The sequence below is a fragment of the Prevotella amnii CRIS 21A-A genome (assembly GCF_000177355.1).
Classification (GTDB): Bacteria; Bacteroidota; Bacteroidia; order Bacteroidales; family Bacteroidaceae; genus Prevotella; species Prevotella amnii.
Genome location: NZ_ADFQ01000107.1, coordinates 1 through 15,559, shown reverse-complemented (window position 1 = coordinate 15,559; position 15,559 = coordinate 1). Strand labels below are relative to the sequence as shown.

Genomic DNA, 15,559 nt, shown 5'->3' with positions numbered 1-15,559 from the left:
TTTAAACTTAAATGTTCTGGAAAAGAATCTTCCTTCTACGCTATAGTTTGTTTCCTTGTTTAGGAAATATTACTGTAGGCTTAAAGGTTAGGGCTTCTTCTGGCGTCATTTGCGCATAAGAAATAATAATAACTACATCGCCCACAACGGCGCGTCTTGCCGCTGCACCATTAAGACAAATGCAGCCACTGCCTCGTTCGCCTTTTATAATATAAGTTTCTATACGTTCTCCATTATTATTATTTACGATCTGTACTTTCTCGCCAGCAATAAGATTAGCAGCGTCCATCAGATCTTCATCTATGGTTATGCTACCCATATAATGTAAGTTTGCCTCTGTTATTGTAGCACAATGTATCTTACTTTTTAATACTTCTATAAACATTTTACCCTTTATATTTTATATGATCTATCAAACGAATGGGAGTTTCACCGCAATATACCGTGATACAGCCCACGATATTATCACTATCGTCCCAGCTATGTACATCAAGGAGCGTGTTGCCATCTACTATTTGAAAATATTCTACCTCTAATCCTTCTACCGCATTTATCTTATTAACGACATAATCATGAGTTTCTTCTACGCTATGTGTTTTACTATAAACAACGCTCTCACTCAATGCTTTATAGATATTTGGAGCAATAGCACGTTCTTTCTTGTTTAATAGCATGTTGCGTGAGCTTTTTGCCAAGCCATCTTCGTTGCGAATAATAGCACATTCCACTATCTGAATGTCCATTCCTATGTAATCTACAAGACGTTTAATAACAGCTATTTGCTGCCAATCTTTCTCACCGAAATAGGCTCTGTCAGGCTTTACAATAAAAAACAGCTTACTTACTATTTGGCATACGCCATTAAAGTGTCCCGGACGCTTAGCCCCTTCCATAACGGTAGTTTGGGGAGGGAAATCAAATTTGCGCTCATCTTTAGTAGGATAAATCTCTTTTTCAGTAGGTGCAAACACTATATTAGCCCCACTATCCTCTAATAGCTTGCAATCAGCCTCAAGCGTTCGCGGATAACGGTCAAAGTCTCCTTTATCATTAAACTGTGTAGGATTTAAAAAAACGGACACAATGGTGATATTGTTTTCCTTTACACAACGTTTTACTAATGAAGTATGCCCCTCGTGCAATGCACCCATAGTGGGAACTAAACCTATTGATTTACCTTCTTTACGAGCCTTGAAAATCTCGTTTTGAAGCTCTACAATCTTTTTAATTACTTTCATCAAACTTTAATTTTCTCTGAAAAACTCCATTTTTTACTAATGCAAAGTAACAACAAAATACTTAAAACAACAAAGGAAAAAAGAAAAATATCCATTCTTGTAAACTTATTTACTATGAATTTGTGTGAAATACACATCTTTATTAATAAAAAGTAGTACCTTTGCAAAAATATTAATTAATATAGAATGGGAAAGAGAATATTATTTATTAATCAGGAAATCACTCCTTATGTTCCTAAGACAGAGCTATCAATCTATGGAGCTAATATGCCCAGCTTGATGCAAGAGAGTGGGTTTGAGATTAGAACTTTTATGCCAAAGTGGGGAGGAATAAATGAACGTCGCGGGCAGTTACACGAGGTAATTCGCCTCTCTGGCATGAACTTAATAATCGATGACACCGATCACCCATTAATTATTAAAGTTGCAAGTATCCCTCAAACACGTATACAGGTATATTTTATAGATAATGAAGATTATTTTCAGAAACGCTCAACAATGACGGCTGATGAGAATGGCAAAGAGTTTTCAGATAATGGAGAACGTACTATATTTTTTGCAAGAGGTGTGCTTGAAACAGTAAAAAAATTAAGATGGGCTCCTGATATAATACACTGCCAAGGCTGGATGGCTTCAGTTATACCTCTATATGTGAAAACTGCTTACAGGGACGAGCCACAGTTTGCTAATTCAAAAATTGTTACTTCTTTATTTAATAGCCAACCTTCAAACTTAGGAGACAATTTTAAAAGATGCTTGGAGTTTAGAAGTGCAGATGCAGAAAAGTTAGCTAAATATAAAGAAAAGTTTGATGCTACAGAGTTAGGTAAATTAGCTATAGATTATTCTGACGGCATAATAGGTGTAGGAAATGAGGCGAATAAATCTTTAATAGATTATGCAATGTCTTCTTCTAAAGAATTGTTGTTGCATGATAATGAAGATGAAGAAATAAAAACAAAGTATGCCAACTTCTATAATAAGATAATTGGATAAATATCGCAGAGAGTATTATTTATGAAAAAAGTGCTTTTTTTCTTAGCCGTATCATTAGTTTTTTTAATATCATGTGATGATACAACAGGTAATGTGGGGGTGTCGCTTATTACAGAAAATGATAAGTTGGAAGTTTCTGCAGATAGCTTTGATGTTTCATCAGAATCGGTTCTTGCGGGCAATATAGCAGCATATTCGGCTACTGGGTATCTGGGAAGAATGATAGATAATGAGTCAAAAGTTAATGTAACAGCTAATTTTATGACTCAGTTTCATGTGCTTGATAATTATGAAATGCCTGTAAAAGATAGTATTGCAAGCCTTGACAAAGATGGTCGTGTTATAGCCGACTCTTGTGAAATACGTTTGTTTTACAAGAAAAGGTATGGTGATAAATTGTCTCAAATGAAGCTTACCGTTTATGAGCTTGATAAACCAATAGAAGAAGGCATTGATTATAATACCGATTTCGACCCTATTGCAAAAGGATATATACGCAAAGGTGGGCTTAGAGTGAATAGAAGCTATACTTTAGCAGACCTAACAGAGCCTGATAGCGTGAGAAATTCTTCTAAATATGAGAAGAATATTAATATACGCTTACATGATAAGTATACAGATAAAGACGGCAAAACATATAACAACTTTGGTACTTACCTTATGCGTAAATATCAAGAGAAGCCAGAAAGTTTTAGAAATTCATATCGCTTCTTGCATGATGTCTGTGCAGGTTTTTATTTTAAGATTACTGATGGTGAAGGTTCTATGGCAAATATAGAGCAGGCTCAAATAAATATTTATTATAGAAAAAAGGAAGGGAAAAAAGAAAAAGTATCATTTACTAAGTTAGTAGGTACAGAAGAAGTATTACAGTTGACCAATTTTGATGATAACAAAGAGCAGCTTAAGTCGTTAATGGGCGAAACAGGGCATACTTATTTGAGCTCTCCGGCAGGAATATTTACACAGATAACTTTGCCTGATGATATTGTAAATGGTAAGTATCAAGACTATGTTATAAACTCGGCAAAGATAGAAGTAAGATGTGTTAATAACAAAAACTCTTCAGTTTACAATTTTGGAGTACCTCAACATATATTAATGTTGCCTGCTGACAGCGTGAAAGCTTTCTTTACTCATACTCGCTTAAATGATAATAAAACATCTTTTTTGGCAACATATAACCCTGTGAGGAACTCATATATATTTAATAATATATCTGGAATAATAAATTTATTTAAGCAGGCAAGGTCGTCTTCTGTAACTGGCAATTTAGGCAAAGTGTTATTAATACCGGTAGACTTACAGACAATTACTACAGGAAGTGGGGCAGAGAAAAAGACTACTGTTACGATGATATCCAATAAAATGGGTTTATCAAGCACAAAGCTCTTAGGTAATGCCACAAAAGGTAATGGCTTGAGGATAACGGTAGTTTATAGCAAGTTTAAGGATAAATAAAAAACATATAATTTTAAATGGCTGATAATTTCTTAGAACGTCATAGAGAAGACTACGAACAACGTAAAGCAGAGTGGTTGCTAAAGAAGAAAAATATAAAAAAAAACAAGAAATTAAGTATAGAGCGTCCTGAAAACGAATCTTTGTAATAATATTTTATAGTCGGATACTTTATAAAGTATAACGACTATTTTTTACTTTTAACACTAATAAGATAAACAATATAAATGATATAATATTAGTTTGGCATATCATTTGCAAATATGTTTATATAGATATATTTCAGAGACAAATAAAGAAAAAGGAAGTTTTAAGGATATGATGAATCAGTTTTCACCCAAAGTGTCAGAAGTTCTCTCTTTTAGTAGAGAAGAGGCTGAACGATTAGCAAATAGTGCTATCGCCCCTGAACATATACTGTTAGCTATTTTACGCGAACAAACGGGAGCGGTATGGGATCTTTTTCAGGAACAGGAGCTTGACATTAACAACATAAAACAAGCTCTTGAAGAACGCCTTCGTCGAGGCAACAATGATCGTATAGCCATAACTTCAGACATTAATCTTAATGAGCAAGCTAATAATATATTACGTTTAGCTGTGTTGGAGGCAAGATTGCAACATGTGCATACTGTAGATGTTCCTCATTTATTTCTTGCTATCTTACATGATGCTACTTTAAATGGGGCTAAAGAAGTATTGGAAGAAAATAATATTAATTACAACTCAGCATTATCCTCTATGCACATGAAAGCTAATACACCTCAAAATGGATTGGGAATGGCTGAAGATGAAGAAGGCGAGGAAGATGTACCTATGGGTAGCTCTTCATTGAATAGTAATACGGAAGCTATTTCAAAATCTAATAACAAGTCGAATACACCCATTTTAGATGGCTTTGGTACCGATCTAACACGAGCCGCTATAGATGGGAAACTTGACCCTGTAGTAGGAAGAGAGAAAGAAATATTGCGAGTAAGCGAGATATTAGGCAGGCGTAAAAAGAATAATCCAATATTAATTGGTGAGCCAGGTGTAGGTAAAAGCGCAATAGTAGAAGGATTAGCTTTGCTTATAGTAAAGCGTATGACTTCTCCTATATTATTCGGAAAGAGAGTGATAGCTCTTGATATGACAGCCATTATTGCAGGAACAAAGTATCGAGGACAGTTTGAAGAGCGTATTCGTGCATTGATAAAAGAGATAGAAAAGAATCCTAATGTTATCATTTTTATAGATGAAATACATACGCTTATTGGAGCAGGTTCTACTCCCGGATCAATGGATGCTGCTAATATTCTCAAACCAGCTTTAGCTCGTGGTACTATACAATGTATTGGTGCAACAACATTAGAAGAGTATAGCAAGTCAATAGAGAAAGATGGAGCCTTAGAACGTCGTTTCCAAAAGGTTTTAGTAGAACCTACTACACAGGAAGAAACTATTCAGATACTTCAAAACATAAAAGATCGTTATGAGGATCATCATCATGTATCTTATACGCAAGATGCTATTTTAGCGTGTGTGAAATATTCTGATCGTTATATTACAGATCGTTTTTTCCCAGATAAGGCTATTGATGCATTAGATGAGGTAGGCTCACGTATACACATGAGAAGCGTAAAGGTACCACAAGCACTTATAGACCTTCAAAGAGATGTTGAGGATGTTATACAGAAGAAACAAGCCGCTGTTAAAAATCAAAACTTCGAATTAGCAGCAAGTTTTCGTGATAAGCAAAAAGAATTAGAACATCTTCTTAAGGAAAAGCAGGAACAATGGCAGCAAGGTGATGTGGGAGAGCGACCTAACGTAACAGAAGACGAGGTGGCAGATGTAGTTGCAATGATGAGTGGTGTACCTGTTCAGAAGATAAAAGAGGCTGAAGGTGTCAAGCTTAAAAACATGGACAAAGAGCTTAAAGAGGTTGTAATAGCTCAAGACAATGCAATAGAAAAGATGGTAAAGGCTATCCAACGCAACCGAGTAGGTTTGCGAGATCCTAATCATCCCATAGGTGCTTTTATGTTTTTAGGTCCTACAGGTGTAGGAAAGACTTATCTTGCGAAGAAATTAGCTGAAATAATGTTTGGTTCTAAAGATGCTATAATACGTGTTGATATGAGTGAATATACAGAAAGTTTCAACACTTCGCGTTTGATAGGTGCTCCTCCAGGATATGTAGGATATGATGAAGGTGGACAATTAACAGAGCGTGTGCGTCGCCATCCTTATTCTATTGTCTTGCTTGACGAGATAGAGAAGGCTCATGGTAACGTCTTTAATATATTATTACAAGTATTAGATGAAGGACGTCTTACTGATGGTAACGGGCGTTTAATAGACTTTCGTAATACTATTATCATAATGACGTCAAATGCAGGTACTCGCCAATTGAAAGAGTTTGGGCAAGGAATAGGGTTTAATGCAGCTAATATTAACGGATTATCACAAAATGAAAGTGATAAGGAACGTGCTCGCGCTATTGTGCAAAAGAGTCTAAGCAAGCAGTTTGCGCCAGAGTTTTTAAATAGATTAGATGAAATAATAACTTTTGATCAATTAGATCTTAAAGCTATAAAGCGGATAATAGATATCGAATTAATAGGGCTTTATAAGCGTATTAGTGATATTGGTTATGCTGTTCAGATATCAGATGTGGCAAAAGAATATGTTGCTACAAAGGGATATGATGTACAGTTTGGGGCTCGTCCGTTAAAACGGGCTATCCAAACTTATATAGAAGATGGTATTAGTGAGCTTATCCTATCTGACAAATTAAAGTTAGGAGATACTATTAATATTGATAAAAAACAAGATGAAGACAAACTGTCATTTGAAATAAAGAGTACAGAATAAGTATTATAAAAGAAGACCTCTGCTAAGCCTTTCTATTTAATAGGTTTTATATAAAATATTTTCTTACCTTTATGGAATGAAATATAATTTTATATTATTATAGCTTAGTAGAGGTCTTTTAGTTTAGAACAAAGTATTATGACATTGAAATGTCTTTAGTTTTATTGCTGTTATAATATTGAAAAATCTTTGGAAATCCATTCTTTTTGAGTATTTTTGCATGAAAATATATGTTTAGTAAATAACAATGCAAAAGTCAGATACACTGCAAGAATTTAAAGAAGTACTTAGGAACTGTAGAGAATTGTTTAAGAAGAAGCTTTATGACTACCAAGCATCATGGCGTATTTTACGCCCCTCTTCGCTTACTGATCAGCTTTTTATTAAAGCTAAACGTATTCGCTCTATAGAGATTACAGGAGAGAACTTAGTTGGCGAAGATGTTTTGTCTGAGTTTGTTGCGCTTATTAACTATGGCATTATAGGTTTAATACAGCTTGATAAGGGATTTGTTGATACGATAGATGTTGATAATGATGAAGCTTTAGCATTGTATGATAAATATGCTAACGTGGCTTTTGAGCTTATGTTAAAGAAAAATCACGATTATGGAGAGGCTTGGCGAGATATGCGCGTAAGTAGTTTTACCGATATTATTCTTACTAAGCTTCAGCGTATAAAGGAAATAGAGGATCATAAAGGTAAAACTTTAGTAAGTGAAGGCGTTGATGCTAACTATATAGATATTATAAATTATGCTATTTTTAGTGTTATAAAGCTCAATGAGGAAGACTAAGATTATTATAGTAAATATAGCTAGAGTAATTCTTGCTTTAACTTTTATCTTTTCTGGATTTGTTAAAGCAATAGATCCTTTAGGCTCTCAATATAAGATAAAAGAATATATTGAAGTGCTACATATGTCGAGCTATGTGCCTGATTGGGTGCAATTATTGCTTTCAATAGGGTTATCTGCAGTGGAGTTTACTTTGGGAGTCCTTCTTTTGCTTGCTATTCAGCGGCGTAAGGTTAGTAGAATAGTGTTAGTGTTTGCCTTTATAATGACTATTATTACTTTATGGCTTACCATTAGTAATCCTATTCAGGACTGTGGCTGCTTTGGAGATGCATTAAAGCTTACAAATATACAAACTTTTTCTAAGAATATTATATTGTTTCTTGCTTCATTGGCTTTAGTGAAGTGGCCGCTTTATCAGCCTCGTTTTATTTCAAAGAATAATCAATGGATAGCATCTAACTTTACTATAATATTTATTCTTGTCGTTTCTGCTTTGAGTCTTTACCATTTGCCTATATTTGATTTCCGCCCTTATTTCATTGGTCAAAACATAAAGAAGGCTATGGAGATACCTAAAGGTGCAAAGCAAACAAAATTTAAGACTACGTTTATTTGTGAGAAAAATGGTATTACAAAGGAGTTTGATGAGAAAAACTATCCTTATAATGATACTACGTGGGTATTTAAAGACTCGCGTCAGCAAATAATAGAGAAAGGTTATGAGCCTCCTATACACGATTTCTCTATTACAAATGATAGAACTGGGGAAGATATTACCGACTCTGTGCTTACGCATGATGGATATGTCTTTTTACTTATTATCCCATTTATAGAACAAGCTGACGAGGCTAATTTCAGTGATATAGATGCTATTTATAAATATGCAAAGGAAAATAATTATCCTTTTATGGCTATAACGGCAAGCACAGATACTTCTATTAAGCATTGGAGGAATATAACGGGAGCAGAATATCCTTTCTATTCTGCTGATGGTACTACGTTAAAAACTATTATTCGTAGTAACCCAGGTTTAGTCTTATTGTATAAGGGGACAATTATAAACAAATGGAATCATAATGATATACCAAAGGCAGAAAAGCTTAACGCTCCGTTAAGTTTGCTTACTATTGGTCATGAGCCTGAAGATAACACATTGGGAAAAATAGTTTTAATACTTTTGTGTTATGTTTTACCTCTTATCTTACTTATTGTAGCTGATAGGTTTTGGGCATGGTCTGTATGGATAAAAAAGAAAGAAAGATGGATAAAGATGAAGGAGAAATGGCTTATTAATCAAGAGAAAGGGCAAACAGCAAAGATGTTACATAAGGCAGAAAAGGTAATGGGGCAAGCTGAAAAGGTAATGGGTAATGCTGGTAAGGCTGTTTCAAATGCAGGTAAAAACATGGTTGATAAGCTCAAAAATGACAAAAAAGATACTCCAGATCAAGATAAGACAAGTATTTAATAACATATATAAACTTAATTAAAAATAATAGATAATGAGAAAGAAAATTGTTGCAGGTAACTGGAAGATGAACGAGAACCTGCAGGAGGGTATAGCTTTAGCTAAGGAGATTAATGAAGTGTTGACAGCAGAAAAGCCAAACTGTGATGTTATTATTTGTACTCCTTTTATTCATTTAGCAAGTGTTGCTAATGTATTAGATTCTTCTGTAGTGGGATTAGGTGCAGAAAATTGTGCTGACAAGGTTAGTGGAGCTTATACAGGTGAGGTTTCTGCTGCTATGGTAAAGAGTACAGGTGCACAATATGTTATTTTGGGACATTCTGAGCGTCGTGAATATTATGGTGAAACAGCAGAGATTTTAAAGGAAAAGGTACAGTTAGCATTAGCAAATGGCCTGAAAGTTATCTTCTGTTGTGGTGAAACTTTAGCAGAGCGTGAGGCTGAGAAGCAAAATGAAGTAGTAAAAGCAGAGCTTGCAGGGTCTGTTTTTCATCTTTCAGAGGAGGAATGGAAGAATATAATTTTAGCTTATGAGCCTATTTGGGCTATTGGTACAGGTAAGACAGCTACATCAGAGCAAGCAGAAGAGATGTGTGCTTATATTAGAAAGATTGTAGCTGAAAACTATAATAAGGAAGTAGCAGAAGAAACATCTGTGCTTTATGGTGGTAGCTGTAAGGCTAGTAATGCTCCAGAACTATTCTCTAAGCCAAATATAGATGGTGGCTTAATAGGTGGTGCTTCTTTGAAGTGTGCCGATTTCAAGGGTATTATTGATGCTTGGAAGAAGTAATATTTTAGATAAAGAAATTATATAAATCCCGCTTAAAAGAGGAGTTTTTATGCTCCTTTAGCGGGATATTTTCTCATATATAAGTAAAGAAGATGAAAAAACTTCTTGTAATATTATATCTTATACTATGTCATATTAATTCTATTTCTGCACAAGGCGTTGTTACTGTAACGCAGAGTTCAGATATTGAAGCCATTGTGAATGGTAAGAAAGCTAAAACAAAAAAGCAACTAAAAACAGAAAAGAAAACTACAAAGGAGGATAAAAAACAGTCTTATGTGCCAGTAGGGACACCTTCTTCTCATTCTCGGCTGCAAGAGCCCGCTATGGAACGTGTGCAAACACCTGTAATACCTTCGTGTAAGCCACAATCGTCTAACGAGATAGTTTCTGCTCCAAGGACAAAGCTTGTAAGAAAACTTGTGAAGAAACCTCATGTTTCGATGTCTGATGGAGAGGACGGTGAAAGTCAGATAGTAACCAAACGTCTTAAGCATACGTTTAAAAAGGTAAGAGGTTTTAGGGTACAAGTGTATAGTGGAGGAAATACTCGCATAGCTCATCAAGATGCAAATAAAGCAGGAAAGAAGGTTAAATCTCTTTTTCCTTCGCAGCCTGTATATGTTCATTTTTATACACCGCGCTGGATGTGCTTGGTGGGAAACTTCACTAATTATCATCTTGCTCGAAAGATTGCTCTTAAAATGCGCAAGGCAGGGTACCCTAATGCTAATGTTATTCGCACAATTATTTCTGTAAAAACTACACAAGTAGTAGAAGAAATACCATATATTGGTATTCCTAAAGAATCTTATTCACCTTATTAATATATATAATAGATACAAAATACTTAATGGCAAAAGGTAACGAGTTTCGTGAAGGTTTAGAAGAATTAGCCTTTCATTATGAAAAAATATTATCTCTTCTTGGTGAAGATCCTTCTCGTGAAGGTTTAGAGAAAACTCCTATGCGTGTAGCAAAAGCTATGCAAGTACTTACTCGTGGTTACACGCAGGATCCTCACAAAGTGCTTACTGATGCGCTTTTTGAAGAGAAATATAACCAGATGGTAATAGTTAAGGATATAGACTTTTTCTCTATGTGTGAACATCACATGTTACCTTTCTATGGAAAGGCTCATGTTGCTTATATTCCTAATGGTAAGATAACAGGATTAAGTAAGGTGGCGCGTGTTATAGACATATTTAGTCATCGTCTTCAGGTGCAAGAACGATTAACAGAGCAGATAAAAGATTGCATACAAGACACTCTTTGTCCGCTTGGTGTTATGGTAGTGCTTGAAGCAAAACATATGTGTATGCAGATGCGTGGTGTAGAGAAGCAAAATGCAATAACTACAACAAGCTCTTTTAGTGGTGCTTTTAATCAGGCAAAAACCAGAGAAGAGTTTATGACTCTTCTTCATGGAAAGAATATATAAATTAAGGAAATTACAAAATAAAGAAAAGTTTTATGAAGTTTAATTTAAGAGCATTAGTGTTATCATCTTTAGGCGTTATAGTATTGTTTACAGTAAGTTCGTGTTTAGGTGATAGCGATAATAAAAGCAATACTGATAATGAGTTTTTAAAGAAAGCTGTAAAGAGCTCGTTAGGTTCTTGGAATGGGACATTAAAGTTTGCAAATAGTCTTGGAGTAAAGGAAGATGTTAATAATGTTTCGTGGATAGCTTCACAAGAAAAGAACAATTATTATATAACGATTCCTAAGTTTCCTATTAGTAAGATAGCTAATAGTATACAAATGCCAAAGAGTGCTTCTTTAGTGGAAAAAGCTCTTTATGACAGCTTGAGTCTTGTAAAAAATGGCATCAGCAGTCTGCCAGATGTAAGCTATAAAGCTATTGTTGGCTCTGTGGGAGTGAATGATCCAGCGTGGAGCTTTATACCGATAGAAAATATAAAGTTTAAGCTTAATTATCTAAAAAAAGATCATTATTATATGTTGATGCAAACCGATGGCACTGAAAACGATAAGAAAATATATGCGTATAAATATAGTAGCTGTTATATAACATCTCCTGAGAGTATGGCTATTAATGGAGTTTTTCAATATTTGGTGGAAACAAATGAAAAAGGAGAAGTGTTGAAACTTGTAAAAGAATATAGTCCTTCACAGTTTTTTTACAAGTCGGTTAGTCATAAAAAATAATTTTTAATGAAGTTTATATCATGGAATGTCAACGGGCTTCGTGCTTGTGTTGGCAAGAATTTTAAGGAAGAATTTTTGGCATTAGATGCCGATTTCTTTTGTTTACAAGAAACTAAAATGCAGGAAGGGCAGCTTGATTTGTCTTTCCCGGGTTATGAATCTTATTGGAATTATGCTGACAAGAAGGGATATTCTGGTACAGCTATTTTTACTAAACATACCCCATTGTCTGTATCAAGAGGTATTGGTATAGAGGAGCATGATCATGAGGGTAGGGTTATAACTTTAGAAATGGCAGATTTTTATCTGGTTACTGTTTATACTCCTAATTCTCAAGATCAGCTTAAACGTTTACCTTATCGTATGCAATGGGAAACTGACTTTCAGTCATATCTACATAGTTTAGACAAGCATAAGCCTGTTATTGTTTGTGGCGACATGAATGTAGCACATGAAGAGATAGATCTAAAGAACCCTAAGAGTAATCATTTCAATGCAGGATTTTCAGATGAAGAGCGCGAAAAGATGACCACTCTTCTAAGCAATGGCTTTACTGATACTTTTCGTTTCCTTTACCCCGAGCAGGTTACTTACTCATGGTGGTCATATCGTTTTAAGGCACGAGAAAAGAACATAGGGTGGCGTATAGATTATTTTCTCATCTCAGATCGTTTGCGCGAGAGCCTTGAAGAGGCTAAGATTCATACAGAAATACTTGGTAGCGACCATTGCCCTGTAGAGATTATTCTAAAGTAAAAGGGGCTTTATAATAACATCTATGAAGGTGCAAGCGAAAGTACTTTTGTTAATGATAGTATCTTTAGTAGTTATTTTTTGCTATGCATTGATTCCTAATGATATAGCTTTAGGTACTTTTCTACTAAAGAAGCTACATCTTCCTATGCCCTTTTCTAATGTTATATCTAAGCCCATAGAGGTAAAGAAGCATAAGCGGTATGTATATAGACATCAGAGAATACTCTTCTTTGGCGATTCTATGGTAGAGGGTTTATCACGTCGCTTTGGTGATTATTGCGGAGAGAGTGGTCATATTCTTTATAGTATTATATGGTATAGCTCCACAACTGAGCGATGGGCAAAGAGCAATGTGATAGAACATTTTATTAAAAAGTACAGACCTACATATCTTATAATATGTATAGGAAGTAACGAGCTTTTTGTAAACGACCTTGAAGAGCGAAAAAAATATATAGCTCAGATATTAAAAAAGGTGGGAAAGCTACCTCTGGTATGGATAAGTCCTAACGACTGGAATGGAGATACAGGCATTGTCGATTTGATAAAAAAATATTCTGGCAAGGGGCTTTTCTATGATAGTCGTCCGTTAAAGCTTTATCGCGGTAGCGATCATTATCACCCTACATGGGAATCGGCAGCTTATTGGATGGACGAAGCAGCCAAATTTCTTAAGAGCAAAGAGTGTTCGGCTCAACTTTTTTTAAACGTTCCTAAAGGACATCATAAGCCAACTAAAACAAAAACGCTATCTCCATCATTTGAAAATTTTTAAGAATGAGTGTATGTATATATGATATAGCCTGTAAGAAGATTTAAAGATATTAATGTCTTAATAAGTGTGATACCTGCTTTTTATTGTCAATTTATTAAGTAAGCAGTGATGGATATAAACGATGAAAAGGTAAAATAATATGATAACAACACAATGGCAGTCGCTCCTTGATACAGCAGATTGGTCGCTGTGTACAATACCTTTCATGGTGTTGTTTATCTTTTTTATGGTTATCTTTGTTTTTTTATCTAAACAAAGCTACATCGTACAAAAGCTATGGGTAATAGCTTTTAATATTCTCTTTGCTATATTAGTAGGTAAGTGGGCAGTGTTGTTATTGTTATTAAACACCTTTTTGTCATGGTTTCTTACAAAGAAGATGGATAATATTAAAGGCACACATACAAAGAAATGGGCGTTGGCTATTATCATTTTTATAGAACTTCTTCCTCTTTTCTTCTTAAAATATGCTGGCTTTACTCTCGATATTATACATAATATTATTTCTACTAATATTTCCTTTAAAGCTTTCTTGCTTCCTGTAGGTATTTCTTTTTATACGTTTCAAGCTGTTAGCTATACCATAGATGTGTATCGTAAGCGTATAGATAGCAAGTGCTCGCTATTTAATTATACTTTTTATCTAACATTTTTCCCTTTGCTTATTGCCGGACCTATAACGCGTGCTAAAGATTTTCTTCCGCAGCTTTACTCCTATAGGAAGGTTAGTTCTACTATGGTTTATCGTGGCTTGTGGCTTATTCTTTGTGGAATAGTAAAGAAGTGTGTTATTGCCGACTATCTATCCCAGTATAACAACTTTGTTTTTGCAGATCCGTTAGCCTATACTGGCTTTGAGAATCTTATAGCTGTAATAGGTTTCTCGTTACAAATATATTATGATTTTGCAGGATATAGTGATCTTGCCATAGGCATTGCTGCCATAATGGGATTTCATATAAAGGATAATTTTTACTTCCCTTACCAAAGTGTTAACCTTACAGAGTTTTGGCATCGTTGGCATATATCTCTTTCTACATGGTTTCGCGATTATCTTTATATACCGTTAGGAGGAAATCGTCATGGAGCCATACGCACTTACTATAATGTTTTTATAGTAATGGTTATAGCTGGGTTATGGCATGGAGCTTCATGGATGTTTGCTATATGGGGGGTAATGCACGGTGTAGGATTAGTTCTTCACAAGCTGTTTTATAATATTGCTCTGAAAAAAGTTAGAGATACTGTCTTTGTGCATAGCCTTAGTTGGCTTGTTACTTTTTCTTATATCACAGTGGCATGGATATTTTTTCGTGCTCAAGACATGAGCATAGCAACAGATATGTTATTACAGATATTTCACCATTTCGATATATCTTCAGCTAAATCTTTTATATATTTTCGCCCTCTTTGGACTTTTGTTTTTATTGTGGCTGTTAATTTTCTATATCTTAAAGCAGAGGATTATAATTGGCTTCAGGCATATTTTGTACGATTACACTGGGTGATAAAACTTGTATTATTTATTATTGTACTTCAGTTAGTCATTAATATGAGCCAAGATAGTGTGCAGCCCTTTATATATATGAAATATTGACGTTCTATTTATAAGAAATAGTGCAGTGTGTGGCTGTATCCCTTTTTTATTGTAGTATATGGCTCATGGTAGAAGAGAGAAGATAAAATATGAGAAAAATATGAGCTGCATTATAATGTAGAACACTGTTTTTTAGAAATAGAAAACTAATGGTTTTAGAGAATAAAGAAAATCTGTTGCTTGCAAAAATAGATTATTTTTGCATCAAAATTAATTTATTTTTGTATTAAAAATAGATTAAAATAATAAGTAACTAATCAAGGAAAATGAAGAAATATCGAAAGATATGCAAACTAATTGGTAATGAGGTAGAAACGAGGCAATTTGCATAAAACTGCTCTATTTGTAAAGGGTAGAAATATGCAGATATAGGCAAAAGTTCAGTTACTAAATCATTACCAAGATTGGGAATATGTAACTAAATGCAGATGTAGGTAACTGAAATTGTTTCTCTCGTGTGTCTGTTGCTTTTGTCGGCAGTTTTTTGCATAAGTGAGGAACGCTTTAATTCGGGTAACTTTGCCCATAAAAATTAAAGCGTATGAAAACAGAAAAGATGAAGGTGTTGCTCTACCTCAAAAAGAGCGGAAAGGATAAGCAGGGTAAAGCTCCCATTATGGGACGTATCACACTTGGAAGGAA

14 protein-coding genes and 2 pseudogenes are annotated in these 15,559 nt (G+C 34.6%); 14 read left to right on the top strand and 2 right to left on the bottom strand.

Annotation, left to right across the window (positions count from 1 at the left end; all coding sequences use genetic code 11):
- Positions 1-40: 40 nt before the first annotated feature.
- Both panD and panC read right to left on the bottom strand, forming a co-directional pair.
- The gene (gene panD, locus HMPREF9018_RS09935) at positions 41-385 is read right to left on the bottom strand and encodes an aspartate 1-decarboxylase (protein ID WP_008451176.1); all 345 of its coding nucleotides are present in this window, start codon (positions 383-385) and stop codon (positions 41-43) included.
- A gap of 1 nt (position 386) precedes the next feature.
- Positions 387-1,238 (bottom strand): pantoate--beta-alanine ligase, encoded by an 852-nt coding sequence (gene panC / locus HMPREF9018_RS09930; protein WP_008451185.1) that lies wholly within the window; start codon positions 1,236-1,238, stop codon positions 387-389.
- 186 nt (positions 1,239-1,424) lie between these two features.
- Here panC and HMPREF9018_RS09925 point away from each other — a divergent pair, with 186 nt between their 5' ends.
- The 14 genes and pseudogenes from HMPREF9018_RS09925 to HMPREF9018_RS10805 form a co-directional block, all read left to right on the top strand.
- On the top strand, positions 1,425-2,234 hold the full coding sequence (locus HMPREF9018_RS09925) for a glycogen/starch synthase (RefSeq protein WP_008451191.1): 810 nt from the start codon (positions 1,425-1,427) through the stop codon (positions 2,232-2,234).
- Positions 2,235-2,255: 21 nt separating this feature from the next.
- On the top strand, positions 2,256-3,695 hold the full coding sequence (locus HMPREF9018_RS09920; protein ID WP_008451183.1) for a DUF4270 domain-containing protein: 1,440 nt from the start codon (positions 2,256-2,258) through the stop codon (positions 3,693-3,695).
- 17 nt (positions 3,696-3,712) lie between these two features.
- Positions 3,713-3,844 (top strand): hypothetical protein, encoded by a 132-nt coding sequence (locus HMPREF9018_RS09915; protein ID WP_008451197.1) that lies wholly within the window; start codon positions 3,713-3,715, stop codon positions 3,842-3,844.
- 169 nt (positions 3,845-4,013) lie between these two features.
- Positions 4,014-6,554, top strand: coding sequence for an ATP-dependent Clp protease ATP-binding subunit (locus tag HMPREF9018_RS09910; RefSeq protein WP_039864897.1), 2,541 nt, complete (start codon positions 4,014-4,016; stop codon positions 6,552-6,554).
- Positions 6,555-6,801: 247 nt separating this feature from the next.
- On the top strand, positions 6,802-7,350 hold the full coding sequence (locus tag HMPREF9018_RS09905) for a DUF1599 domain-containing protein (RefSeq protein ID WP_008451187.1): 549 nt from the start codon (positions 6,802-6,804) through the stop codon (positions 7,348-7,350).
- The gene (locus tag HMPREF9018_RS09900) at positions 7,337-8,821 is read left to right on the top strand and encodes a BT_3928 family protein (protein WP_008451177.1); all 1,485 of its coding nucleotides are present in this window, start codon (positions 7,337-7,339) and stop codon (positions 8,819-8,821) included. Before HMPREF9018_RS09905 ends, HMPREF9018_RS09900 begins: the two co-directional genes overlap by 14 nt.
- Before the next feature lie 20 nt (positions 8,822-8,841).
- Positions 8,842-9,617, top strand: a pseudogene (gene tpiA, locus HMPREF9018_RS09895) (triose-phosphate isomerase); the annotation flags it as partial.
- 92 nt (positions 9,618-9,709) lie between these two features.
- Positions 9,710-10,444 carry an SPOR domain-containing protein gene (locus HMPREF9018_RS09890; protein WP_008451195.1) on the top strand — a complete coding sequence of 245 codons (735 nt, stop codon included), beginning with the start codon at positions 9,710-9,712 and terminating at the stop codon, positions 10,442-10,444.
- Positions 10,445-10,470: 26 nt separating this feature from the next.
- Positions 10,471-11,058 carry a GTP cyclohydrolase I FolE gene (gene folE / locus HMPREF9018_RS09885; RefSeq protein WP_008451199.1) on the top strand — a complete coding sequence of 196 codons (588 nt, stop codon included), beginning with the start codon at positions 10,471-10,473 and terminating at the stop codon, positions 11,056-11,058.
- Between the two features lie 32 nt (positions 11,059-11,090).
- Positions 11,091-11,789: a DUF4840 domain-containing protein gene (locus HMPREF9018_RS09880; RefSeq protein WP_008451173.1), complete on the top strand. Its 699-nt coding sequence runs from the start codon at positions 11,091-11,093 to the stop codon at positions 11,787-11,789.
- Between the two features lie 6 nt (positions 11,790-11,795).
- Positions 11,796-12,545 carry an exodeoxyribonuclease III gene (locus tag HMPREF9018_RS09875; RefSeq protein WP_008451189.1) on the top strand — a complete coding sequence of 250 codons (750 nt, stop codon included), beginning with the start codon at positions 11,796-11,798 and terminating at the stop codon, positions 12,543-12,545.
- Positions 12,546-12,567: 22 nt separating this feature from the next.
- On the top strand, positions 12,568-13,320 hold the full coding sequence (locus HMPREF9018_RS09870) for an SGNH/GDSL hydrolase family protein (protein ID WP_008451193.1): 753 nt from the start codon (positions 12,568-12,570) through the stop codon (positions 13,318-13,320).
- A gap of 139 nt (positions 13,321-13,459) precedes the next feature.
- On the top strand, positions 13,460-14,917 hold the full coding sequence (locus HMPREF9018_RS09865) for an MBOAT family O-acyltransferase (protein ID WP_008451181.1): 1,458 nt from the start codon (positions 13,460-13,462) through the stop codon (positions 14,915-14,917).
- Positions 14,918-15,458: 541 nt separating this feature from the next.
- A pseudogene (locus HMPREF9018_RS10805) lies at positions 15,459-15,559 on the top strand (phage integrase SAM-like domain-containing protein); the annotation flags it as partial.